Consider the following 22,715-nt stretch of genomic DNA (forward strand, 5'->3'; position numbering starts at 1 on the left):
TATGAGAATTCTTAAAAAAATTTCCCTCTTTATCATAGGAGGAAGTTCTATACTGGTAGGAGCACAAACAAAAGAAAGAATTAAACTTAACCCTAAAACAAATTCACCTTACTATTACAATTGGGAATTTTTAATTACCAATAAGAATCATAGAAGTTCTAGCTCAAAAGATTTTACCGCTAACTTTTTGGGAACAGAATCTCTTACTTTTGAAAAGAATCCTAACAAAACATTCAAGGTTACTGAACAAATTCTAGACTTGAGTTTAAAATTTAATGAAAAGGTACAATTTTCATTATCTCGAAATTATTTCAAAGATTACCCCAACATAGTAGATGAAATAACAAAAAACATAAAATCTTTTAAACATTCTTTTTATATAGATAATAAGGGAAAAATCTATAATAATTCATTTCTTTTTCCAAAGAATGATTCAAAAAAACCTATAAAAGAACTAGAAAAAATCAAAGCGATTTTAAAAAGTACTAATACCAATCTAGACCTTTCTTATGTAGATAAAGAAATAAAGTTAGGGTCCTCGTGGATAGTAGATAAAAAATTAAAGCTACTTACCAATGATAGTATTATTTTTAAAACCACATACTTCGTTAAGAATATTACAAACGAAGAAGCCCTTTTTTATCACATAGGCACGGCAATTGTTCCAAAAACAAATGACACTATTAAAACTCAGGGAACCACTACAATTGACCTCGCTACAGGAATACCCCTACGTATAAGAACACATACTACACTAAAAGACAATACAACTATCTCATCTAATATAGAAAAGGTTAGTACTAGTAACAGCAATAACAGTAATTATGTCAAAAACGCTTATGACAATGGAGTATTTAGCTACTCACCAGAAAGATTAAAAAATCGTCAATATCAAGAAATACCTTTTTCGCAAGAATTTCTTACCTCTCCCTTTTCATGGTATAAATGTAAAAAACCTTTGTTTTTAAATAAAAATGACCTTGTCCAATTAAACAAAGGGCTAAAAAAAACATATGTTCGAGGTGATTACATGGTAGATGATTTTATAATAGAAAAAGATTTAACTTCAATATCATACAGTTCTTTACCTTTTAAAGAATATATAATAATCCTATCGTCTGACAGTCTAATCAATCTTAATACCCAACATAAAATCCCTTTACTAAATAAGGCATACAAATCCAATTACCATGACGGTAATACATATTTTTCTAATGGTCGTTTTACTTATTTACATGATGAAACATTAAGTTACAACGATAGTATAAAACTGTTTTACAGTATACACTTTCCAGTGAGTACAAATAAAATGACGATTACCAAAAAGAATTATTTTAAAAAAAATCTCTCTAATACATTACCTTTTAAAATTCTTAAGTTTAGCGATACTATTATTTCTATTAGGGGAAAGCACCGTTCCTTAAGCTTTTATAATAGCCTAGATATAGAAATTCAACCCTCAGTATTAGGACGAAAAAGTAGTACTTTTCATAATACAGAATATTTATCTGGCAAATCAATAGATAACATCTCCAATATTGATCTTTTTCTCTATCAACAAACCGATAAAAATGAAGGAGATTATATTTATCATTACTATTTTCATGATAAAGTCAAAACATTAACTGTAGAATACATAGATCAATATCAAAAGGTTTCTGATGAAAAGATTATATTTAGAAACCAAAAAGAAATTACCAAGTATTCCAGAAATAATAATTTAGAATTTAAAAAAATTAAAACTGATACTGAAATAGTAATCGACACTACTATTGGTTTTAATTCATTCGGAAGCAAATTGCCTCTTTTTAGAAATAGTCTATTTGCTAAACTAAGTATAGATAATAAGGTTTATGATGATGCCAATTTTGATATTTATCCTGAGCATATTACCATAAATCAATATACCGACTGTATCAACAAATCAAAGAATGAGATAAAAATCATTTATCCAACAGAAGTAAACGAAATAGAAATACAAAACAATTCAGACTATTTACAGAAAGTTGATGCATCAACGTTTAAAATTCTATCATCATTATCCTCTAAAAAGCATTTACAAAAAAAGGGCTTTTTTTGTGGTAAAGATGAATTTGATTTAGAGTTAGAATATGACATCAAAAAAGAAAATGAAGGTTTTTTACTAAAATTTAAAGGTATTGTTACTAAAATTTCAATTCCGATATTCAAAAAATGGAAAGAAGTAAAGGTTTCAACTAATGAGAAAGGTGACAACAAACTATAATAACCTTCAGGTGCTTTATGAAGATAACCACATCATTATTGTCAACAAACGCCCAGGAGATATCGTACAAGGAGATAAGACAGGTGATACACCACTTAGTGATATTGTAAAAGAATACATTGCCAAAAAATACAATAAACCTGGAGCTGTTTACCTGGGCGTAGTCCATAGACTGGATCGACCTACTAGTGGAATTGTAGTATTTGCAAGAACGAGTAAAGCTCTGCCTAGGCTTAATGCCTTATTTGCAAATAAAGAAGCAAAAAAAACGTATTGGGCGATTGTAAAAAATTCTCCACCAAAAAAGCATGACATTTTAACACATTGGTTAAAGCGAAACACAAAACAAAACAAATCTTATGCGCATAAAAATGAAGTTCCAGATAGCAAAAAAGCTATTTTAGAATATAAAGTGATTAAAAAATTGGATAATTATTATGTACTAGAAATTGATCTTCATACTGGACGTCATCATCAGATAAGATCGCAACTTTCGAGTATCGGTTGTATAATTAAAGGAGATCTTAAGTACGGAGCTAATCGAAGTAATAAGAATGGTAGTATTCACTTACATGCTCAAAAACTAACCTTCACTCATCCCGTCAAAAAAGAACCATTATCAATTATTGCCCCTCCTCCTGTTGATCCTATATGGAATGACTGTCATTAGCAGCACTTTTTTATAAACAAGTATGTGATTAATTATCGATAAGTCCTTATACTTTCTACAACAACAGAGGTTAAAATCAAAACCCCTCCAATAATTGTTGAAAGAATAGGAATTTCACCTAAAAAAAGTATTCCTATTATGATTCCATAAACTGGTTGCACACTACTAATAATACTTGCGGTAGTAATCGAAAATCTCTTAAAACTTGCAAGAAACAATGTGTGTCCGATTGCAGTGGTCAGTAAAGCCAACACGAGAGTAGGAATCCATTGATCTTTTATACCCGAGCTTTCCATAATAAATAAAAATGGAAACAGAAAAATACTGATCACCACCAATTGATACCACATTAATACAGATCCATTATATTCTCCTACTTTAGTTTTCATAATGATATTGCGTATTGAATAACATAAAGCAGAGATTATTCCCAAGATTACAGCCTTTGTATATGAGTTACTAAAATCCAGGTCAGGAACAAGAAAATAAATACCAATTAATACTAATATCCCTAATAACAGGTGTATTTTTTGAAATTTTGTTTTTAGTAATATAGGTTCTAATAAAGCAGTAATCACAGGATATGTGAAGATAGAAAGCATTCCAATAGCTACATTAGATAACTTTAAAGCATAAAAATAGGTAATCCAATGTAACCCCATCAAAATACCTCCCAAAATAATAGTAAGTCTATCTTTACTTCCTGTTCTAAAAGAGATTCCCTTCCATCTACAAAAGACAAATAGTAAAATTGCCGCTATTATTGCCCTAAAACAAATAATTACTGGTACTGGCATTTCTATATATCTACCCAAAGCACCAGAAGTACTAATTAGAAGCATCGCAAAATTAAGCTCCAGGATATTTCTAAAATGTGAATTTTTCTGCATACAATATATTCCAAATACTAAATTCTCAAATTTCAAACAAATAGCAAGAATCTACCTAACTTGTTTTTTAGATTTTTCTTTAATAATATCTGCTACAGGTCTTCCTTCTATATTACTTTCTAACCATGAGAGAATATCTAGATACAAAAATGCTCTTTTTTCATAAGGATGATCTTCATATTGCTTTAAGGTTTTATGAAGCTTTCTAAACTCATCCTTAATTTGATGCGGAAAAATATCTCCAAGATTTTTCAAAAATTTGATCATTTCCTTTTGTACTTCATGCAAATCATCCATTTTGATTAAGAACCTATACGTTTCTTTTAATTGACTCTCTAAATGATAATCCATTCCAGCTTCATAATGTGCTACCAAACTTAAAACACGAGAGAAACACATAAGATCTTCTCTCATTTTTAAAGATTTGTTGTTTATGATTTTTGTAAGGTATTCTATACACTTTCTATGATTTGCCATTCCAAAATACAAGCAACCAATTTTATAATATAATACCATAATATGATGATCATCTAAACGGTTTTTATAATTAGAAATACCCTCAAGAATCTCTTCAACTAGATACTCTCCTTCATCAAAGGTTCCCTCTAAAAAATGAACATTCAACTTATTATTATAAATAAATTGAAAAGATAGCACATCAATATTATCATCTTTGGGAAATGATTCTTCAGCTACTGTTTTTTCAAATTCAGACAATGTTAGTTTTAGCTGTGCCTTATCTTTTATTAAGTATAAAGACTCAAGCAAATAGTGATTTCCTCTCAAAAAGAACACAGGGTTTTGGATTCTCATTTTCGGGTGTTCATAAAAAAGATCTACCCATTTCTTTGAATACTTATAACAGGATAAAAAATCCTGAACAATAAATCCATACCATAAATGAGCTTTATATAACCACAATTTTTCTCTAAACCCAAGCATACCCCATTCATATTTTGGAAGTTTACTCTGAAAATAATTTGTTATAACATGATGCTCTTTGTCATTTCTTACATATCCACTTTTTAGCATCAACCCATATAACTGCAATGACAAGTTAGACAACCTACTAGTCAACACATTTTTCATGCTAAGCATTTTGGCTTCTACAGTTAACTCATCTGCTCTACTATTAATACTTCTTGTTATATATTGTGTCTCGATAACCTTTTCAAACTCTACAATCTCATAAGCAATATTGTGCTCTTCATTTTCTTTTGCTAGTACTTTTGCTTTTTCTAATATTTTTAGACTTTGCTTATATAATCCTTTATGATACAAAATCGATGCAAAATCAAATTGCTCTCGTATCTGTGATCTTATATTTTGGTGTAATGGACTTAATCTGAGACTAATTAAAATTTGCTTATACAAATGAGCTTTCAAATTGGAAAGCTGCTGTTTTGTCACAATCCCTTTAGACACAACAAGGTCTTCGTCCAGAGTATCACTTTTATCCAAATGATTAAAAAGGGCAAGAAATTTAGAATCTGTGTTTACTCCTAATCGCCCAACATAAACCTTAAACTGTCGCTTTTCTGATTTAGAAAGCGATTTAATCAAAATAAACAAAGGATCTTTTTGATCATTAGTCATTGTAAGAAAATATAATATAATTAACTGATTTAAAGATTGTTAAGTTTTTATTAAAAGATTTTAGCATTGTAAAATCAATAACAAAATACTTCTCTTTTGAATTCCCAAAATATAAATTCGTAAGAGATTAAAGAAACATCTTTAAAAGAATATTTAAAAAAAATGATGTTTTAAAAAAAGCAGTAAAGCAAAATTCACAGTATTCCTATGAGTAATAACAAAGTTCAAATATTCGATACAACTTTAAGAGACGGAGAACAGGTCCCTGGATGTAAATTAAATACACAACAAAAATTAGTCATTGCGGAGCAACTGGATTTTTTGGGTGTAGATGTTATAGAAGCTGGGTTTCCAGTTTCAAGTCCTGGAGATTTTGCTTCAGTTAATGAAATAGCTAAGATCGTTAAAAACGCAACGGTTTGTGGACTTACTAGAGCTGTAGAAAATGATATAAAAGTTGCTGCAGAGGCTTTAAAAAATGCGAAAAGACCAAGGATTCATACTGGTATAGGTACTTCTGAGTCTCATATCAAGTATAAATTTAATTCTACACAGGATAAAGTAATTGAAAGAGGAGTTGCAGCGGTTAAATATGCTAAATCGTTTGTTGAAGATGTAGAGTTTTATGCTGAAGATGCAGGTCGAACTGACAATGAGTTTCTAGCCCGTGTATGTGAAGCAATGATTAAAGCCGGAGCCACGGTACTTAATATTCCTGATACTACCGGATATTGCCTGCCAGAAGAATATGGTGCAAAAATAAAGTATCTTAAAGAAAATGTTACTGGAATAGACAATGTTATCATTTCTTGTCATTGTCATAATGATTTAGGGTTAGCCACGGCAAATTCGATTGCTGGTGCAATTAACGGTGCTAGACAAATTGAGTGTACCATCAATGGTATAGGTGAGCGTGCTGGTAACACTTCTTTAGAAGAGGTAGTAATGATTATGAAACAACACCCCTACCTTGATCTAAATACTAATATTAATTCAAAACTATTGTATCAGACTAGCCAAATGGTCTCTGATCATATGGGGATGATGGTACAACCAAATAAAGCAATTGTTGGTGCCAATGCTTTTGCACATAGTTCGGGAATACATCAGGATGGAGTGATTAAAAATAGGGAAACCTATGAGATTATTGACCCTGCAGAAGTTGGCGTTACAGAATCTGCTATTGTACTTACTGCCAGAAGTGGTAGAGCCGCATTAGCGTATAGAGCCAAAAAAGTTGGTTATGAATTAACAAAACTTCAATTAGACGATGTTTATACAGAGTTTTTGAAATTTGCAGATCGCAAAAAAGAAATAATCGATGATGATATTCATCTTATCATGAAAAACACTAGTGTAGCTCCAGCAGTTGTTGCATAAAAAATATATGAATACCTTACAGGTTGATCAAGATTAAAACATCATATTTTTAAATCTTGATCAAATCCAAAAAGTTAATTAATGAAGAAAACCCTATTTGATAAAGTTTGGGACGCACATGTAGTCAAAGAGATACAAGATGGTCCTCAGATATTATATATTGACAAGCACCTAATTCATGAAGTTACCAGTCCACAAGCATTTGGAGAGTTGGAGCAACGTAATATTCCTGTTTTTAGACCCAATCAAATTGTAGCCACAGCCGATCACAATACTCCTACAGAAAATCAACATCTTCCTGTAAAAGATGAATTGTCTAGAAACCAGTTGGAGCAATTAACAAAAAATTGCAAGAAAAACGACATTACCCTATATGGTCTCGGTCATAAATACAATGGTATTGTTCACGTTATGGCGCCCGAATTAGGCGTTACTCAACCTGGAATGACTATGGTATGTGGTGATAGCCATACTTCGACACATGGTGCATTTGGGACTATTGCATTTGGTATAGGTACTAGCCAGGTGGCTCAGGTATTTGCTAGTCAGTGCTTGTTATTACAAAAACCCAAAAGCCTTCGTGTAAACGTTAATGGACAATTAAAACCAGGTGTTTTACCAAAAGATGTAATTTTATATGTCATCGCAAAACTAGGAACCAATGCCGGTACCGGATATTTTTGTGAATATGCTGGTAATGTCTTTGAAGATATGTCTATGGAAGGACGTATGACAGTCTGCAATATGAGTATCGAAATGGGTGCTCGTGGTGGTATGATTGCTCCTGACGAAACTACTTTTGAGTATGTAAAAGGAAGGGAATTTGCTCCAAAAGGTGACGAATTTGATAAAAAAGTAGCCTACTGGAAAACGTTACCAACTGATGAAGGGGCTGTATTCGACAAAGAATATAACTTTGATGCTGCGGATATAGAGCCTATGATAACCTACGGTACAAATCCTGGAATGGGAATTAAAATATCAGAAAGTATACCAACAGAAGATAATGCTTCATTCGAAAAATCATTAGCATACATGAACTTTGAAAAAGGTCAGTCTCTAGTGGATCAAAAAGTCAATTACGTATTTATTGGTAGTTGTACTAATAGTAGAATTGAAGATTTTAGAATCGCTGCCAATTATATTAAGGGAAAGAAAAAGGCTAACAATGTAACGGCTTGGTTTGTTCCTGGATCACAACTTGTAGCTCAACAAATTGTAGAAGAAGGATTAAATGAAGTCTTTGAAGATGCTGGATTTAAGCTGCGACAGCCAGGATGCTCTGCTTGTCTAGCAATGAATGATGATAAAATTCCTGAAGGAGAATACTGTGTATCCACTTCTAACCGAAATTTTGAAGGTAGACAAGGACAAGGAGCCAGAACTATTTTAGCAAGTCCTCTTGTTGCCGCAGCAACAGCAATCGAGGGAAAAATTATTGATATTACCAAACAACTAAACTAATTATGGATAAGTTTACCAAACTAACATCCTCTGCAATACCGTTATCTATAGAAAATGTAGATACAGATCAAATCATCCCAGCACGATTTTTAAAAGCTACTAATCGCGATGGATTCGGAGAGAATCTATTTAGAGACTGGAGATTTCATAAAGACGGAACTGAAAATCAAGATTTTATATTGAATAATACTACATATAAAGGTAGTATATTAGTAGCAGGAGATAATTTTGGATGTGGATCTAGTAGAGAGCATGCCGCATGGGCTATTAATGACTATGGTTTTAAGGTAGTCGTTTCTAGTTTTTTTGCCGATATTTTTAAAGGAAATGCTCTTAATAACGGAGTATTACCAATTCAAGTAACACCAGAATACCTTCAGGAGATATTTGCTGAAACCGAAAAAGACCCAGGTACTCAGTTTGAAGTAGATCTAGAGGCTCAAAAAATAACGATATTAGCAACAGGCTCCTCTTCGGTTTTTGAAATTAATCCTTACAAAAAGACTTGTCTAATGAATGGTTATGATGATATTGATTTTTTAATTAGCAACAAGGCAGAGATAGAAGAATTTGAAAACCAAAGAATATAAATACACATAAACTATCAGACTGAATCTGCCCAATATTACAATAATATTTGCCCGGCTCAGTATAACCAAACGATAAAAAAGAATAGATGAAACTAGATATCGCAGTATTATCAGGAGACGGTATTGGACCAGAGGTAACCGCTCAAGCAATTAAAGCATTAGAAGCCATTGCACACAACTTTGATCACTCTTTTATTTTTAAAGAAGGGTTGGTTGGTGCCATCGCTATTGACAAAACCGGAAACCCGCTACCAGACGAGACATTAAAACTTTGTGTAGATACCGATGCTGTATTATTTGGAGCTATCGGTGCCCCAAAATATGACAATGATCCTAGTGCGCCTGTACGTCCTGAGCAAGGGTTATTAAAACTTAGAAAAGAGCTTGGTCTTTATGCAAATATTCGGCCTGTAAAAGCATATCCTACTTTAATAGATAAATCACCTCTTAAACGCGAAATTATAGAAGGAACAGATATTTCTATCTATAGAGAACTTACTGGTGGTATCTATTTTGGAAAAAAAGAGCTAAGTGATAATGGCAATGTTGCTTCTGATCTTTGTGAATACTCTAGAGAAGAAATTGAACGTATTGCACACCTAGCTTTTAAGGCTGCCCAAAATCGAAGAAAGAAAGTTACTTTGGTTGACAAAGCCAATGTATTAGAATCATCTCGTCTTTGGAGAAAAGTAGTAACTGAGATAGCCAGTGAATATAGCGATGTAACATTAGACTTTCTATTTGTTGATAATGCTGCAATGCAAATGATCTTAAACCCAAGCCAGTTTGATGTTATCCTTACCGAAAATATGTTTGGTGATATTATCTCTGATGAAGCCAGTGTTATTGGTGGATCTATCGGTCTTTTAGCCTCTGCCTCTGTTGGTGACACTTGTTGTATGTTTGAGCCAATCCACGGTTCTTTCCCACAAGCCACAGGAAAAGGAATAGCTAATCCAATTGCTGCTATATTATCTGCAGCGATGTTATTAGAACATTTTAATCTAATAGGAGAAGCAAATGCTATAAAAGATGCTGTAGAAAAAGCGCTAGAACTAAACATCACAACTCCTGATCTAAATGCAAACAATCCCCTTACTACAGAAAAAGTAGGAGATTTTATTGCTGATTATATACTAAACCCTGAAGATTCTAACATAAATTTTGAAAATATACACGTAGGGCAATCTACGATTATATAAGTCCTAAAATAATTCTGTTTTTAAAAGCAATCAAAAATGATCTTTGGTTGCTTTTTTGTTTGTACTCAATATTACTAACAACCAAAACAGGGATTTTACTCCAAACACATTCCAAAAAGGTAGTTTTTATATGTAAAATCTGAAAAGCAATTTTATTTTACGTATTAAAAAAGTTGATTATACCATACACTCCATGATCTAATCTCTTTTTTGTATTTTACAACACATAAATCTAATATGAGATCCCTACACTTATCATAAAATGAAAGCTATACACCTTATTCTCTTTTTCTTTGTAATTGCAAACTCTACGATCGCACAAGAAATCACATGTTCTGCCAAGGACAAAGAAATATTTACTACCAGAATAACAAAACTTCAAAAAACATATACTCCGCAAGTTGACTTTGGAAAGACTATAGTCTCTGTAGGAAAAACTTTTTTAGGTACGCCATATGTCGCCAAAACCCTCGAAATAGGAGCAAAAGAATCATTAGTGATTAATCTTCAAGGGTTAGACTGCACCACTTTTGTAGAAAATGTCCTAGTCTTAAGTTTAATGCTTAAAAATAACAAAAGTGATTTTGAGACCTATACAACGTATCTTGAAAAAATACGGTATAAAGATGGAAAATTAGATGGGTATGCTTCCCGATTACATTATTTCTCCGAATGGATTATTAATAATGAACAAAAAGGGATTACAAAAAATATCACTGGAGACATTGGTGGTATAGAAATTGAAAAAGAGATCAACTTTATGAGTACTCATAGAGAACTGTACCCTTTTCTTAAAGATGATAAAAATTATAAAGGGATACAACAATCAGAACTTAACATAAGTCAATCTGTTATATGCTTTCTTCCAAAAGATCAAATCAAAGAAAACGAAGAATCGATCACATCGGGTGATATTATCGCTTTAACTACTTCTATCAAAGGACTCGATATTACTCATACGGGTATCGCTACAAGAGAAAAAGATGGGCGAATCCATTTATTACATGCTTCATCAAAAGGTCAGGTAGAAGTATCCTCTCTCCCTCTAGTTGACTATCTAAAAAGTATTAAAAACAATACTGGTATAATTATAAGTAGAGCTTTATAAATTAATTGTGAGACAAATAACCATATTTGACACAATAGCAATACTATTTCTTTATAATAATAATAATAATGCATTTATGATACCTTAAAATTAGATTCTCTTTTGTTGTGTTTCTAAAAAAAGTAAATAAATCAGGTAACATTTTACTCATTTATGACATATATAAGTAAAAACACACCTTTTGGAAACTATAAGCTTTAATCTAATTCAACTTTTGATTCTATTTGGTTCTATCCAAGGAATAATTTTTAGTTGTATTGTAATTTTTGTAAAAAAATACCAATCTAAAAGTTCTACTTTTTTAGGTCTTACTGTTTTTCTTCTATCTATTAGTAACATTCAGCATATGCTTATCGATGTCAATTATTTGGAGAGTACTTCGATTATTAGAAGGGCATATATTCCTTGGCAATGGTTGGTATCTCCCATGTTTTATCTTTTTATTCATTATTTCCTGAAGAAAAAGGTAATAAACAAAAAATTACTTTTACTATTTATTGGACCTTTCTTCATAATTACCATAGTGCATTTTACACAATTGGTTTATCATCTTTATTTTGATATCAATTATGAAATAACCGATTATTACCAAAGAGGATTATTTTTATATACTAATGCACTATCCTTTATATATGTTCCTATAGTCATCTATTTAATATACAAAATGATCCTTAATTATGAGAATGATCATAAGGATGTAATAGAAAAGATTAGAGAAGAAACCAACTGGTTAAAAAGTATTATTCATATTGGGATAGTTATTATGTCTATTGGAATAATATCTGTAAGTATTGCCATTCTAGTAGACGCAAATGAATCCTACTTTGCTTACCCTTTCTTTGTATCATTATCTGTATGGATATACTGGGTAGGGTATGTAGGTATCAACAGATCTTTTTCTTACAAAGATTCAGAACAATTAGATGAGAATCAATTTATCAAAAAAACAGGTCTTACCACTTTTAATAAAATCAATACTTATATCATAGAAGAAAAAAAATATTTGCAAGTAAGTCTTACTCTTAATAGTATAGCAAAGAAATTCGAAATCAGCAGTGGATATCTTTCTCAGCTAATCAATACGCATACTAAAAAAAGTTTTAATGATTACATTAACGAATTGCGAGTAACCACATCAAAAAACATGTTACTAGACAACAATTATAAAAATTATACCATAGAATCTATTGGATTGGAGTGCGGGTTTAAATCAAAATCCAATTTTTATACTACTTTCAAAAAGTTCTCTGGGTATACCCCAAATCAATTTAAAAACATAAAAGAAACAAAATAACAATAATACTTATCTCATTGCCTTGCAACGCTATATCTAATTTCCTAATTTAGTAAAGCTAAAGAAAAAGAAAACTCTTATGTTATTTCCTAAAACGAATATAGAGCAAAAGCTTTACACACTTCGTGAGAAAAATTTCGATCCTTTTACTTGGAAAGATCAAGTAAATCAAGTTTTTAAAAAAGAAGAAAATGATCAAAACAGAATTCTACAAAACCTAGAAAACTCTCTTCCCTCCCTGCAAAACATCTTTGATTTTGATCAATTAGAAACGTCTAGAATATATCATATTGATCACGTAAAAAAAATATGTATTGATTATAGGTTACGCTTCTTGGATTCTAAGTATTTTAAAGGAAAACTACCTCAATCTGCTATTTCTGCTATTAAAAATCTGGAGATACAGCATCAAACTGATCTGAAGGGTTTTAAAATTATTGCCCCCTCCAAGTTGTTTAAATTAGAAGATAAAAATGACCCTCTTCTCTTTGCTCCTATGGGAAATAATTATTTTTATCTTATTCATAAGTGGGGAAATGATCTACACCCGTTTCGCAAATTTACAATGTGGTTTTTTAAAAGTTTAGAAAATCTACTCTTACTTATCTTTTTGGTAAGTCTTTTGATTACTTTTATGATTCCAAATGGTATGTTTACCAAGAATAATGATGTATCAAAGTCTATTCTTGTTTTGTTTTTTATGTTTAAATCTGTTGCTGGCATAGCATTATTCTATGGGGTCGCACTTGGAAAAAACTTTAACACCGCTATCTGGAATAGTAAATATTTTAATGCTTAACAAACAACTATATGTTTCCCAAAAGTGAATATCAAAGAATATATACCGGTAGTTTAATTAATGTACAATTTTTACAAACAGTATTACAAGATCAAGGGATTAACTCTATTACGAGAGATGATATGAAATCAGGAGTTATAGCTGGTTTTGGAGGTGGACTACCTGATCATATTCAACTTTTTGTAAAAAAAATTGATCAAGAAAAGGCTCTTACTATTGTTAAAAAAAATTTAGCTTAAAAATTATGGAAAACAATAATAAGCCTTCTCGAAAAACCTGGGATTTAATGATAGGAATTGCCCTAATTCTATTTGGAAGTTTACGTCTCTACAATAGGTTGCAAACTGAATCTGAATGGGGTATTAGATCCATTTTAACTATACTATTTATTGGGTATGGAGGATATTTGGTTTATAGATACATTCAAAACTCCCCAAAGGATTAATATAGAATCTGATAGTATAGTTTTTTCTAACGGTATAAACCAAGTAAAAATACCATATCCCCTATCTCTCTCGATGTTATTAGAAAATAAAAGATTTAAAAAACGACAAACAATATGCTTAAACTATACTAAGTTACTTTACTTTTTTTATTAGAGATTGAATATTCAAATTGTAAATGATTAAGTTTGAAGAATAAGAATACAAAAATACTATTTGATCACGTCTAAATTGATTTTGATAAACCTTCAATTATGGGTAGGAAGTCTATACTAAAAAACAGGAAAGAAAAAAATAAAAAAGTAGAACAATGGACCCAAGCTATACTCCCCAAATTAAAAAAGACGGATTTAGGAGAACTTACTATGGATGACCTTGCTTCATTAATGAAGAAAAGTAAGTCTACTATTTATCAATACTTTACTACAAAAGAAGAAATTTTTGAGTATATAACACAAGTAAGGATTGATAAGTTATATATGTACAAAAATGAGCTTACAGAAGAAATTCTAAGATTAGATTATCGTTGTGAAGCTTTAGGTCGTATTTTAATAGAAGGAGCAAAAGATGTATCTTCTTTTTTCCTAAGGCAATTAAAAGAACACTACCCATCCTCTTGGAGAATTATTGAAGAATTTCTTTTTGGGCTACTCGAAGATCTAAAACAGTTTTATATTTTAGGTATAGAGAGTAATCTTTTCAAACCTGTATCTTCAGAGCTTCTTATTAAACTCGATGAGTATTTTATTATGCAATTAATCACAGATGACAATTTCTTTAGTCAAACAGAAGAAACTTTAGAATCTATCATTAAAAACTATATGTTTTTAAAGTTTGAAGGGTTAATGAAGTAATCTATAAAAGAAACTTAGTACTACAGTTGTAGTAGTATTACACATTCAAGCAAAAACATAAAACAAGCCTGTAAAAAAGTTTACAGGCTTGTTATAAAAAAGTTTATTACTATCTAAATAGCTATCTAATTACTATCCTTGATATATCTGTTTTCACTCCATCACCAGAAACCTTAACTAGATACATTCCTGAATTAAGATTATCCAATGATAGGATCTGATGAGACTCGTTTAAAGTACCCATTTTTTTAGAGTACACAAGGTTGCCATTTAACCCATATACTTCTATCATACTATTACGGATCGTTTTTCCTGATGAAATCTGCACATTACCATCAGAAATTGTTGGATATACAAGAGCACCAGAATAACTTCTTAAAGGTCTTCCCAGCACCAATTCTGCTTCTTCTACCTCTTCCTCTTCTTCCTCTTCTTCCTCTTCTGCAACAGTTGTACTTTCATCTTCAACATTAATAGAGCGTATTGCCCAACCAAAAGAGTTTACAAAAGGATCAGAAATTAATCTAAAACGTATTGCTATGGTATCTCCTTCTTCAAAAAAGTTTAATAAATTGATTGTTTGTTCTTTAAACAAATCATCATTTATAGAAGGCGAAGGACCCGAATTATATACATCTGTCCATTCTGGGAACCTTTCTGCATCATATGTATCTAATCTTACCCAATTACTTAAATCACTAGAAGCTTCTACAGCTACTACATCATAAAATTGCCCTGGTGTTGGATCAAATTCCATAATTGCCACATCTTCATAAGTAAAATCTCCATTATCACCAGAAAGTACAATTGGGTGCTTTAAAACTGTACGATAATTAGCATCGTTTGCATACGGATGATCTGAGTTATTAAGAACTGATTGACTTACAGTTCCACCAACATTATCAATTACAAATTCACCTCCATAAGTATACACATCTGACTCTTCAAAAGTTGAAATAGAAACAACAGACTGAGGTTCATTAAAGTCAATTACATCAAATGATTCTGAAGAAATCACAGATCTATTTCCTTGGCTATCTACTGCCTGTAATCCCGCTATATGAGATCCTTCCTGAAGGTTTTCAAAAGTATATGAAAATTGAGTACCCTGTTCAATATTATCTGTTATCTGAGCTACTTCTTCTCCATCAAGATAAACCACAATTGCTTCGATATCTTCATTTACTTGCACATAGTTTACAACTCCATTTTGATTCTCTACTGATTCTTGAGAAAGAGAAACGATCACTGGTGGAGCATAGTATGCTGGTGGCTCATATCCTTCTAACTCTTCTAATGTTGCTGTCCATACACCTCTACCATGAGTAGCCATAACAACTTCGTTGTTTACAATTTTCATTTGCCATACAGAAAATGCTGGCAATCCCGCAAGTAAAGCCCAGTGCTCACCTCCATCTAATGTTTGAAAAACACCAATATCTGTACCTACCCATATTCTATTTTCATCGAAAGGCATTTCTACCAAACTATGAATAGCAACATCAGGAAATCCTCTATCTTCTCCTGCAGAGAAACCTGAAATATCTTCCCAAGTTTGCCCTAAATCATCTGTTTTTAATATTTTGGCAGCTCCTTGTCCAGAAAACAATGCATATGCTCTATCCTTATTATTTGGAGACGTTTCTAGTCCTGCTATAAAATAGTTATGACCTGAACCTCTAGGATCAACAAATGGTGCTGTAGCGCTATAAGTAACTCCGTTATCTTGAGATACATGCATAACATAAGATCCAGATTCTGTCATGGCATTACCTGCCCATACAACATCAGGATTAGCAATAGAGACTGATACATCTAAAGCACTTGAAGCTCCAACAGAAAAATTACTTGGAATTGGTGTTAGAGTCCAGGACTCAGCAAAATTTGTCGATCTCCATACTCCACTAATAGAAGGGCTAAAAAGAGCATCAGGATTATTATTTGCATTTACAATCTTAGAATAAAAAGGTGATGTTCCTCCTCCTGATTCGCCATGTCTTGCATTAAACCCTTGACCATTTACATAACGTACAAATCCATTGTATTGAGAACCCCCAATAAACTTATTTGGATCATTATAGTTCCATAGTACTTCAAATCCATCTCCTCCAATAATAAACTGATATTGGGTCTCATCATTTGCAGAATCACCTGTAAATGAAATCCAAGTACCATTATCTTGCGCTCCTGCAATGTAGTCCTCTACTCCATTACGCTTATCTGCTCCATAAAACTGAGTACAATTTAATCCCACAGCTGCAGTTGACCAATCATTAAGTGTAGTTCCTGGATCTACTAAATAATCTGTATGATATATCCCCCCGTCATTAGCTAGAATTAACTTAAATTTCTTTTCTGGATACGCCGTAGTATAGGTTAATCCATGCTGATCTACATGCACATAGTCATTTAATTCTCCATTATATCCCGCTGCTATCGGTTGAGAAGTATACTTTAAAGGAGCATCTTTGGCATTTCCTGTTTTCTCTATTTCAACTCTATAAACGACTACTCCTCCTACATAAAATATGTTTTCATTAAAAGGATGTGCCATTAGCATATTATCATACCATCCCTGACCTGTAACCAAATTACCGGCAGCCGGAGCTCCATCAAATCCAAGAAGCTTAAAAGATACCCCATGATCATCAGAAACATAGAAATCTGTATTAACTGCAGTCGTAGCATTACCACCTCCGGTATATACAGAAACAATTATTCTACATGGGTTTGCAGGTGAAACATCCAATTCAAAACGGGAATGATTGGTGTTGTAATCTTCTTTATCCAATATCAACTCCCAAGTTAATCCTCCGTCTTTACTTTTAATTACTCCTACTCCATTAACTCCACCATACAATGTTTGAAAACTTCTTGGTGAAGCATTCAAATCCTGAACATTACCTCCATTATAAGTGTGCTGCCATGTGTTACCTCCATCTGTTGTAACATAAATACCATTCTGACTTGCCACTACAAGGTTATTCTCATCTTTAGGATTTATAGCCAAACGACCTATCCCTCCAAAATCTCTGGTAGCATTAAGGTATTCCCAACTGTGTCCATCATTTGTAGATTTTACAAGTCCAATTCCTCCAATACCGTCAAGGTTTCTAAAAGGTTCTCCAGTTCCTACATAAATTGTATTTGGCGCATTTTTACTAATCGCCACTGTAGATGTAGAGAGACTTGGTATTTTATAATCTGTTCTATTGCTCCAAGTAGTACCTGCATCTTCTGTTACCCAAAGTCCTCCTCCTACGGTACCAGCATACCATTTATCTGGATTATTAGGCGCTACTACAATACCACGTATTCTTCCGGGTACGTTTACAGGTCCGCGTTCTTTCCAGTTTATAATACTTGAGTTTTTACTTCTAAAAGCATTTTTCATTGCTTTTTGATGCTCTATCATTAAAGAACCATCAGTATAAGTTGATTTTTCGGCTCCTATAGGCTTCAAAAGGTTCTGAATATGCTCAGCCATTTCTTCAATACCTTTCTTTTTGTTGTAGTCTTTTTTAGTCTTTTTCTTTTTAACAACATTTACAGGTTGTAATTCTGTAGTTTTTTGTTCATTAGTTGTGTTGCAAGCAGAATAAACCACAAGCATAACTACTAGAATAAGTAGTCTTTTAAAATGTAATCTGTGTGTCATGAGTTAGTTAGTTATTTAATTTAATAATAGTTATTTGAGAGTGAGTGTTTGACGTGAGAACATCTTCTGGGTTTTCTGAAATTGGTTTTTGCTCCATTCCAACATACGGGATAAGTTTTAATGAAGTATTATCATTCCAATCAATAGCAGTTCCTCTAAAAGTGCCTCGTTTAACAGTTTCTTTTGTTTCAATTTTATAAACCGTATATTCAAAATAAATTGCCGGATCCCCTTGCTTCATAGCTTTTTTGATAGAAAGCCCCATAGTCTTATCTTTATTTAGCTTTAAAGCGCCCGAATCTTGTATCATCGATGATACTGGTTTTTTATTGTTTTCATTACCTTTTTCTACAGTTTTGCACTGACCAAAAGAGAATACCGTTAGAATAAGAAAAAAAATAATCACAATTTTCCTTAAAAACATTAATCAAAAATTTTAAATTTTACTGGGGTAAACAAATGGTACTTGTATTAATAACTAATCAAAATTAATTCGATCAATTTTCTTTAGTACTTGTTTCTTTAGATTTGGGGAGAAGAATTTCATGACGCATTATTTCATCATAGTATAAAAAATTATACTATAACCGCATTTATTCTTAAAAGAAGGCACTACAGACTATCAATTTAATACTACCAGATATATTCACAATAAATTAATATTATATGCATATATCGAGCACTAAATTAACTTTTATTTTTAAAATACATAGTTTTTATTATGATAATTTAACATAAGGATAATTTATCATATAAAATTAGACATATGATTTTGTAGCTAAACTCACTCCTAGTGTTGGTTTAAAAGTAATTTCAACAGATATTCTTATAGAAGATTTTTCTGACTTTTTCTATACAATATTAGGATAAATTGTAATACTAAAGTATACCCAATACCAAAAGCGAAAGCTTCAAACAATCATATTGATCACTTGAAGCTTCTGAAAGCATTTAACATATTATTTTTATAGCTTGGCTTGCTATTTAATGAACCTATTACACAAAAGCACTTTGCTACTTAGTATAAAACAAGTACAGTGCAAACAATGCTATTATAAAATCACCTTACAGTAAAGTAATAAGGTCTGCATTTTGTAATTCAAACTATGGTACCTATCACAAAGAAAAGAGTTTTTATACCCCTACAGCATACATTTTCTCTCTCAATTCCTTGATTTTTGGGTCACTCATATACTCATCAAATGTAGCATAACGATCAATAACACCATTTGGAGTTAATTCAATCACTCTATTACCAACGGTTTGGGCAAACTCATGATCGTGAGTTGTAAACAAGATTGTTCCTTTAAATTTTTTAAGTGAGTTATTAAACGCTGTGATTGATTCTAAATCAAGGTGATTTGTTGGTTCATCCAACATAAGTACATTTGCTCTGGTCATCATCATTCTTGATAGCATACAACGCACTTTTTCTCCTCCGGATAAAACATTTGATTTTTTTAGGGCTTCTTCTCCACTAAAAATCATTTTCCCCAAAAAACCTCTGATAAACACTTCTTCTCTTTCTTCTTCTGTTGTTGCCCATTGACGTAACCAATCTACAAGAGTAAGGTCATTTTGAAAGAACTCACTGTTATCGGCTGGAAGATAGGATTGAGAAGTAGTAATTCCCCAGGCAACTTTGCCTGTGTCAGCTTTTTGCTTATCATTTAATATCTGATAAAATGCTGTTGTAGCTCTCGAGTCTTTAGAGAAAACCACCACTTTATCTCCTTTAGCCAAATTGATGTCTATATCCTTAAACAAGGTTTCTCCTTCTTGAACTACAGAAAGTCCTTCAACATTTAAAATCTGATCGCCTGCCTCTCTATCTCTTTCAAAAATTATAGCAGGATAACGACGACTTGAGGGCTTAATATCTTCGATATTTAGCTTATCTATCATTTTCTTACGAGAAGTTGCTTGTTTAGATTTTGCGACATTCGCACTAAATCGTGCGATAAACTCTTGAAGTTCTTTTTTCTTTTCTTCGGCTTTTTTGTTTTGCTGTGCTCTTTGTCTTGCTGCTAACTGAGAAGATTCATACCAGAAGGTATAATTACCACTGTAGTGGTTAATTTTGCTAAAATCAATATCCGAAATATGAGTACATACTGCATCCAGGAAGTGACGATCATGAGATACTACAATAACTGTATTATCAAAATTAGCTAAAAAAGTTTCAAGCCATGTGATAGTCTCGTAATCCAAATCGTTCGTAGGCTCATCCATGATTAATACATCTGGATTACCAAACAAACATTGTGCTATCAATACTCTTACACGTTGCTTTGTATCCAGGTCTGACATCTGGGTATAATGCAAATCTTCTTTTATTCCTAAATTAGAAAGCATTGCTGCGGCATCACTATCTGCATTCCAACCATTCATTTCTTCAAACTGTACCTGTAGCTCTCCTATCTTTTCAGCATTCTCATCTGTATAATCTGCATAAAGCGCATCAATTTCTTTTTTTATAGTATACAAAGGTTTATTACCCATAATAACCGCTTCTAATACAGTATACTCATCATAAGCATAATGATTTTGCTCTAAAACCGACATTCGTTTTCCTGGTTCTAAATGTACATGACCAGATGTAGGCTCCATCCCTCCAGCAAGAATTTTAAGAAATGTGGATTTACCAGCACCATTGGCACCAATAATACCATAACAATTACCTTGTGTAAAAGAAGTATTTACTTCATCAAAAAGTACTCGTTTACCAAATTGTACAGAAAGATTAGAAACTGATAGCATGATTATAAGAAATTGTAAAGTTTAAATTTGCCGCAAAAGTAGATAAATCGATTCAGAACCAGAAACATTATATCATTAATTTAAAAGACTTAATCCAGAGTATCTCAATTACCAAAAAAACTAACAAAAGAAAAAAAATCTATCTCGAATAAACTCTTAATCCTGATAATTAGCTTATAGATATAGAATTAACTTATAATTAACAACCGCAAAAGGAGTTTCCTTTTATTTTTGGACGAATAGTTTGTTAATTTTAGAGTGCAAATGCAATTTTCAACATTTAAATATATAACCCAAATTTCTATTTTATCATGTCTCTTGTGTGCATGTAGTTCTTCTGAAACAACGAATAGAGAATACACCTATTTTGGAGGGGAAATTGTAAACCCCAACTCTAATTATGTTATCTTATCTAAAGGGTATGACTATAGAGACACTATTTTGTTAGATAAGAACAATAGATTTTTGCATAAAATTGAAAATCTTGAAGATGGTCTCTATTCATTTAAGCACAATCCCGAAAATCAAGTGGTTCTTCTAGAAAAAGGAGATAGTGTTCTTATTCGATTAAATACCTTAGAGTTTGATGAGTCTCTGGTTTTTACAGGAGAAGGGGCTAGAAAAAACAACTTTTTAATAGATATGTTCTTGCAAAATGAGATAGAACGCAGAAGATTAAAAAGAACTGGATTCAGATTATCTCCTTCCTATTTTAAAAGAAATGAGGATTCTCTACTAAATAACAAATTATTGACTTTTGAAAAATTAATTAACAAAAGCCAACTAAGTAATTTGGCAAAAAAATTAACTCAGGCTAGTTTTATTTTTGACTACTATACAAGACATGAAATATATTTTAATAGTCGATATGAAATGGGAGGTCTTGAAGCAACAACACAATTATCTACATCTTTTTTTAGTTACCGAAATCAAATCAATTTTAATGATGATGAATTAAAAAGGTTGTATTCTTATAATAGATTTTTAAACTACTACTTTGCCAATGCTTCTCTATCTAATTATGCTAATCAATTGTTACAATACAATGATCATGCTGGAAGTACTATTTATAAATTAGATTTAATAGACAGTATAATAAAACATCCATATATAAAAAATAGTTTATGCAGAAGAGTTACTACAGATTTTTTACTAGATAGCCAAAGTAACTCTGAGTCTAATATGGTTTTAAAGCATTACCTGGGAGTAAGTTCGAATAAAAGATCCAAAAAAGAACTAAGAAGGCTAGCTAGGTCAATTTCTAAATTAAGACCCAATAATATTATTCCAAATCAAGATTTGATTAGTTCTAATGGAGAGCTGGTAAAACTATCCTCACTCTTCAATAAGCCAATTACTGCACTTTACTTTTGGTCTATGGAAAGTAAAGAACATTATATAAGAGCGCATAAAAAAGCTGCTTATCTAAAAGCTCTATACCCTGGTATTGATTTTATAGCAGTAAATACAGATGATGACCAAACAAAAAATTGGCTTAAGACAATAAAGAGACATCATTATGATTTGGAATATGAGTTTGAGTTTAAATACCCTAAATGTTCTTCTGAAGAATTAGTAATTCACTATCGGAACAAAGTTATTCTGGTAAATCAAGACGGTAGAATTATTAACCCAAACACTGACTTATTTGCTTCAATCTTCGAAAAACAACTTATGCAATATACGCAATTAGCTAGCTTAGAAAATTAAAAAAGCTGCTTATTTTCATAAGCAGCCTTCTATATATACTAAAAGAGGAAAA

At 31.8% G+C, this 22,715-nt stretch carries 18 protein-coding genes; 13 read left to right on the top strand and 5 right to left on the bottom strand.

What is annotated here, in order from left to right; all coding sequences use genetic code 11:
• Nucleotide 1: 1 nt before the first annotated feature.
• Together C1X07_RS24170 and C1X07_RS24175 are read left to right on the top strand one after the other, a co-directional pair.
• Nucleotides 2–2,245, top strand: a complete 2,244-nt coding sequence (locus C1X07_RS24170; protein WP_103072631.1) for a hypothetical protein — start codon at nucleotides 2–4, stop codon at nucleotides 2,243–2,245.
• The gene (locus C1X07_RS24175; protein WP_103072632.1) at nucleotides 2,220–2,915 is read left to right on the top strand and encodes an RluA family pseudouridine synthase; all 696 of its coding nucleotides are present in this window, start codon (nucleotides 2,220–2,222) and stop codon (nucleotides 2,913–2,915) included. The genes C1X07_RS24170 and C1X07_RS24175 overlap by 26 nt, the downstream gene beginning before the upstream one ends.
• A 32-nt stretch (nucleotides 2,916–2,947) precedes the next feature.
• On the opposite strand, the gene C1X07_RS24180 is transcribed toward C1X07_RS24175, so the two are convergent.
• The gene (locus C1X07_RS24180) at nucleotides 2,948–3,805 is read right to left on the bottom strand and encodes a DMT family transporter (protein ID WP_103072633.1); all 858 of its coding nucleotides are present in this window, start codon (nucleotides 3,803–3,805) and stop codon (nucleotides 2,948–2,950) included.
• Between the two features lie 51 nt (nucleotides 3,806–3,856).
• Nucleotides 3,857–5,401 carry a hypothetical protein gene (locus tag C1X07_RS24185; protein ID WP_103072634.1) on the bottom strand — a complete coding sequence of 515 codons (1,545 nt, stop codon included), beginning with the start codon at nucleotides 5,399–5,401 and terminating at the stop codon, nucleotides 3,857–3,859.
• Nucleotides 5,402–5,608: 207 nt separating this feature from the next.
• On the opposite strand from C1X07_RS24185, the gene C1X07_RS24190 reads away from it, so the two are divergent.
• From C1X07_RS24190 to C1X07_RS24235, 10 genes are all read left to right on the top strand, one after another.
• Nucleotides 5,609–6,781: a 2-isopropylmalate synthase gene (locus C1X07_RS24190; RefSeq protein ID WP_103072635.1), complete on the top strand. Its 1,173-nt coding sequence runs from the start codon at nucleotides 5,609–5,611 to the stop codon at nucleotides 6,779–6,781.
• A gap of 81 nt (nucleotides 6,782–6,862) precedes the next feature.
• A complete protein-coding gene (gene leuC / locus C1X07_RS24195) occupies nucleotides 6,863–8,245 on the top strand; it encodes a 3-isopropylmalate dehydratase large subunit (protein WP_103072636.1) in 1,383 nt (460 codons plus the stop codon).
• Nucleotides 8,246–8,247: 2 nt separating this feature from the next.
• On the top strand, nucleotides 8,248–8,835 hold the full coding sequence (gene leuD, locus C1X07_RS24200) for a 3-isopropylmalate dehydratase small subunit (RefSeq protein ID WP_103072637.1): 588 nt from the start codon (nucleotides 8,248–8,250) through the stop codon (nucleotides 8,833–8,835).
• 86 nt (nucleotides 8,836–8,921) lie between these two features.
• The gene (leuB, locus tag C1X07_RS24205) at nucleotides 8,922–10,037 is read left to right on the top strand and encodes a 3-isopropylmalate dehydrogenase (protein WP_103072638.1); all 1,116 of its coding nucleotides are present in this window, start codon (nucleotides 8,922–8,924) and stop codon (nucleotides 10,035–10,037) included.
• A 262-nt stretch (nucleotides 10,038–10,299) separates the two neighbouring features.
• Nucleotides 10,300–11,145, top strand: a complete 846-nt coding sequence (locus tag C1X07_RS24210; protein ID WP_103072639.1) for an N-acetylmuramoyl-L-alanine amidase-like domain-containing protein — start codon at nucleotides 10,300–10,302, stop codon at nucleotides 11,143–11,145.
• 181 nt (nucleotides 11,146–11,326) lie between these two features.
• Nucleotides 11,327–12,439, top strand: coding sequence for a helix-turn-helix domain-containing protein (locus C1X07_RS24215; RefSeq protein WP_128755391.1), 1,113 nt, complete (start codon nucleotides 11,327–11,329; stop codon nucleotides 12,437–12,439).
• A 79-nt stretch (nucleotides 12,440–12,518) separates the two neighbouring features.
• Nucleotides 12,519–13,238 (top strand): hypothetical protein, encoded by a 720-nt coding sequence (locus C1X07_RS24220; protein WP_103072641.1) that lies wholly within the window; start codon nucleotides 12,519–12,521, stop codon nucleotides 13,236–13,238.
• A gap of 11 nt (nucleotides 13,239–13,249) precedes the next feature.
• Nucleotides 13,250–13,477 (top strand): putative signal transducing protein, encoded by a 228-nt coding sequence (locus C1X07_RS24225; protein ID WP_103072642.1) that lies wholly within the window; start codon nucleotides 13,250–13,252, stop codon nucleotides 13,475–13,477.
• 5 nt (nucleotides 13,478–13,482) lie between these two features.
• On the top strand, nucleotides 13,483–13,683 hold the full coding sequence (locus C1X07_RS24230) for a hypothetical protein (protein ID WP_103072643.1): 201 nt from the start codon (nucleotides 13,483–13,485) through the stop codon (nucleotides 13,681–13,683).
• 252 nt (nucleotides 13,684–13,935) lie between these two features.
• On the top strand, nucleotides 13,936–14,535 hold the full coding sequence (locus C1X07_RS24235) for a TetR/AcrR family transcriptional regulator (RefSeq protein WP_103072644.1): 600 nt from the start codon (nucleotides 13,936–13,938) through the stop codon (nucleotides 14,533–14,535).
• A 121-nt stretch (nucleotides 14,536–14,656) separates the two neighbouring features.
• On the opposite strand, the gene C1X07_RS24240 is transcribed toward C1X07_RS24235, so the two are convergent.
• The 3 genes from C1X07_RS24240 to C1X07_RS24250 all read right to left on the bottom strand — a co-directional run bounded on the left by C1X07_RS24240 (nucleotide 14,657) and on the right by C1X07_RS24250 (nucleotide 20,953).
• Nucleotides 14,657–18,193 (bottom strand): T9SS type A sorting domain-containing protein, encoded by a 3,537-nt coding sequence (locus tag C1X07_RS24240; protein WP_103072645.1) that lies wholly within the window; start codon nucleotides 18,191–18,193, stop codon nucleotides 14,657–14,659.
• 7 nt (nucleotides 18,194–18,200) lie between these two features.
• The gene (locus C1X07_RS24245; RefSeq protein ID WP_103072646.1) at nucleotides 18,201–18,617 is read right to left on the bottom strand and encodes a hypothetical protein; all 417 of its coding nucleotides are present in this window, start codon (nucleotides 18,615–18,617) and stop codon (nucleotides 18,201–18,203) included.
• A gap of 710 nt (nucleotides 18,618–19,327) precedes the next feature.
• On the bottom strand, nucleotides 19,328–20,953 hold the full coding sequence (locus tag C1X07_RS24250; RefSeq protein WP_103072647.1) for an ABC-F family ATP-binding cassette domain-containing protein: 1,626 nt from the start codon (nucleotides 20,951–20,953) through the stop codon (nucleotides 19,328–19,330).
• Between the two features lie 264 nt (nucleotides 20,954–21,217).
• On the opposite strand from C1X07_RS24250, the gene C1X07_RS24255 reads away from it, so the two are divergent.
• Nucleotides 21,218–22,663 (top strand): TlpA family protein disulfide reductase, encoded by a 1,446-nt coding sequence (locus C1X07_RS24255; protein WP_103072648.1) that lies wholly within the window; start codon nucleotides 21,218–21,220, stop codon nucleotides 22,661–22,663.
• Nucleotides 22,664–22,715 lie beyond the last annotated feature (52 nt).

Source organism: Aquimarina sediminis (assembly GCF_002895435.1).
Lineage (GTDB): Bacteria > Bacteroidota > Bacteroidia > Flavobacteriales > Flavobacteriaceae > Aquimarina > Aquimarina sediminis.

Excerpts from the sequence above, each read along its gene's own strand:
- C1X07_RS24255 (WP_103072648.1), top strand. The coding sequence starts at position 21,218 with ATGCAATTTTCAACATTTAAATATATAACCCAAATTTCTATTTTATCA.
- C1X07_RS24210 (WP_103072639.1), top strand. The coding sequence starts at position 10,300 with ATGAAAGCTATACACCTTATTCTCTTTTTCTTTGTAATTGCAAACTCT.
- C1X07_RS24190 (WP_103072635.1), top strand. The coding sequence starts at position 5,609 with ATGAGTAATAACAAAGTTCAAATATTCGATACAACTTTAAGAGACGGA.
- leuC (WP_103072636.1), top strand. The coding sequence starts at position 6,863 with ATGAAGAAAACCCTATTTGATAAAGTTTGGGACGCACATGTAGTCAAA.
- C1X07_RS24235 (WP_103072644.1), top strand. The coding sequence starts at position 13,936 with ATGGGTAGGAAGTCTATACTAAAAAACAGGAAAGAAAAAAATAAAAAA.
- C1X07_RS24250 (WP_103072647.1), bottom strand. The coding sequence starts at position 20,953 with ATGCTATCAGTTTCTAATCTTTCTGTACAATTTGGTAAACGAGTACTT.
- leuB (WP_103072638.1), top strand. The coding sequence starts at position 8,922 with ATGAAACTAGATATCGCAGTATTATCAGGAGACGGTATTGGACCAGAG.
- C1X07_RS24225 (WP_103072642.1), top strand. The coding sequence starts at position 13,250 with ATGTTTCCCAAAAGTGAATATCAAAGAATATATACCGGTAGTTTAATT.
- C1X07_RS24175 (WP_103072632.1), top strand. The coding sequence starts at position 2,220 with ATGAGAAAGGTGACAACAAACTATAATAACCTTCAGGTGCTTTATGAA.
- C1X07_RS24230 (WP_103072643.1), top strand. The coding sequence starts at position 13,483 with ATGGAAAACAATAATAAGCCTTCTCGAAAAACCTGGGATTTAATGATA.
- C1X07_RS24185 (WP_103072634.1), bottom strand. The coding sequence starts at position 5,401 with ATGACTAATGATCAAAAAGATCCTTTGTTTATTTTGATTAAATCGCTT.
- C1X07_RS24245 (WP_103072646.1), bottom strand. The coding sequence starts at position 18,617 with ATGTTTTTAAGGAAAATTGTGATTATTTTTTTTCTTATTCTAACGGTA.
- C1X07_RS24170 (WP_103072631.1), top strand. The coding sequence starts at position 2 with ATGAGAATTCTTAAAAAAATTTCCCTCTTTATCATAGGAGGAAGTTCT.
- C1X07_RS24240 (WP_103072645.1), bottom strand. The coding sequence starts at position 18,193 with ATGACACACAGATTACATTTTAAAAGACTACTTATTCTAGTAGTTATG.
- C1X07_RS24220 (WP_103072641.1), top strand. The coding sequence starts at position 12,519 with ATGTTATTTCCTAAAACGAATATAGAGCAAAAGCTTTACACACTTCGT.
- C1X07_RS24180 (WP_103072633.1), bottom strand. The coding sequence starts at position 3,805 with ATGCAGAAAAATTCACATTTTAGAAATATCCTGGAGCTTAATTTTGCG.
- leuD (WP_103072637.1), top strand. The coding sequence starts at position 8,248 with ATGGATAAGTTTACCAAACTAACATCCTCTGCAATACCGTTATCTATA.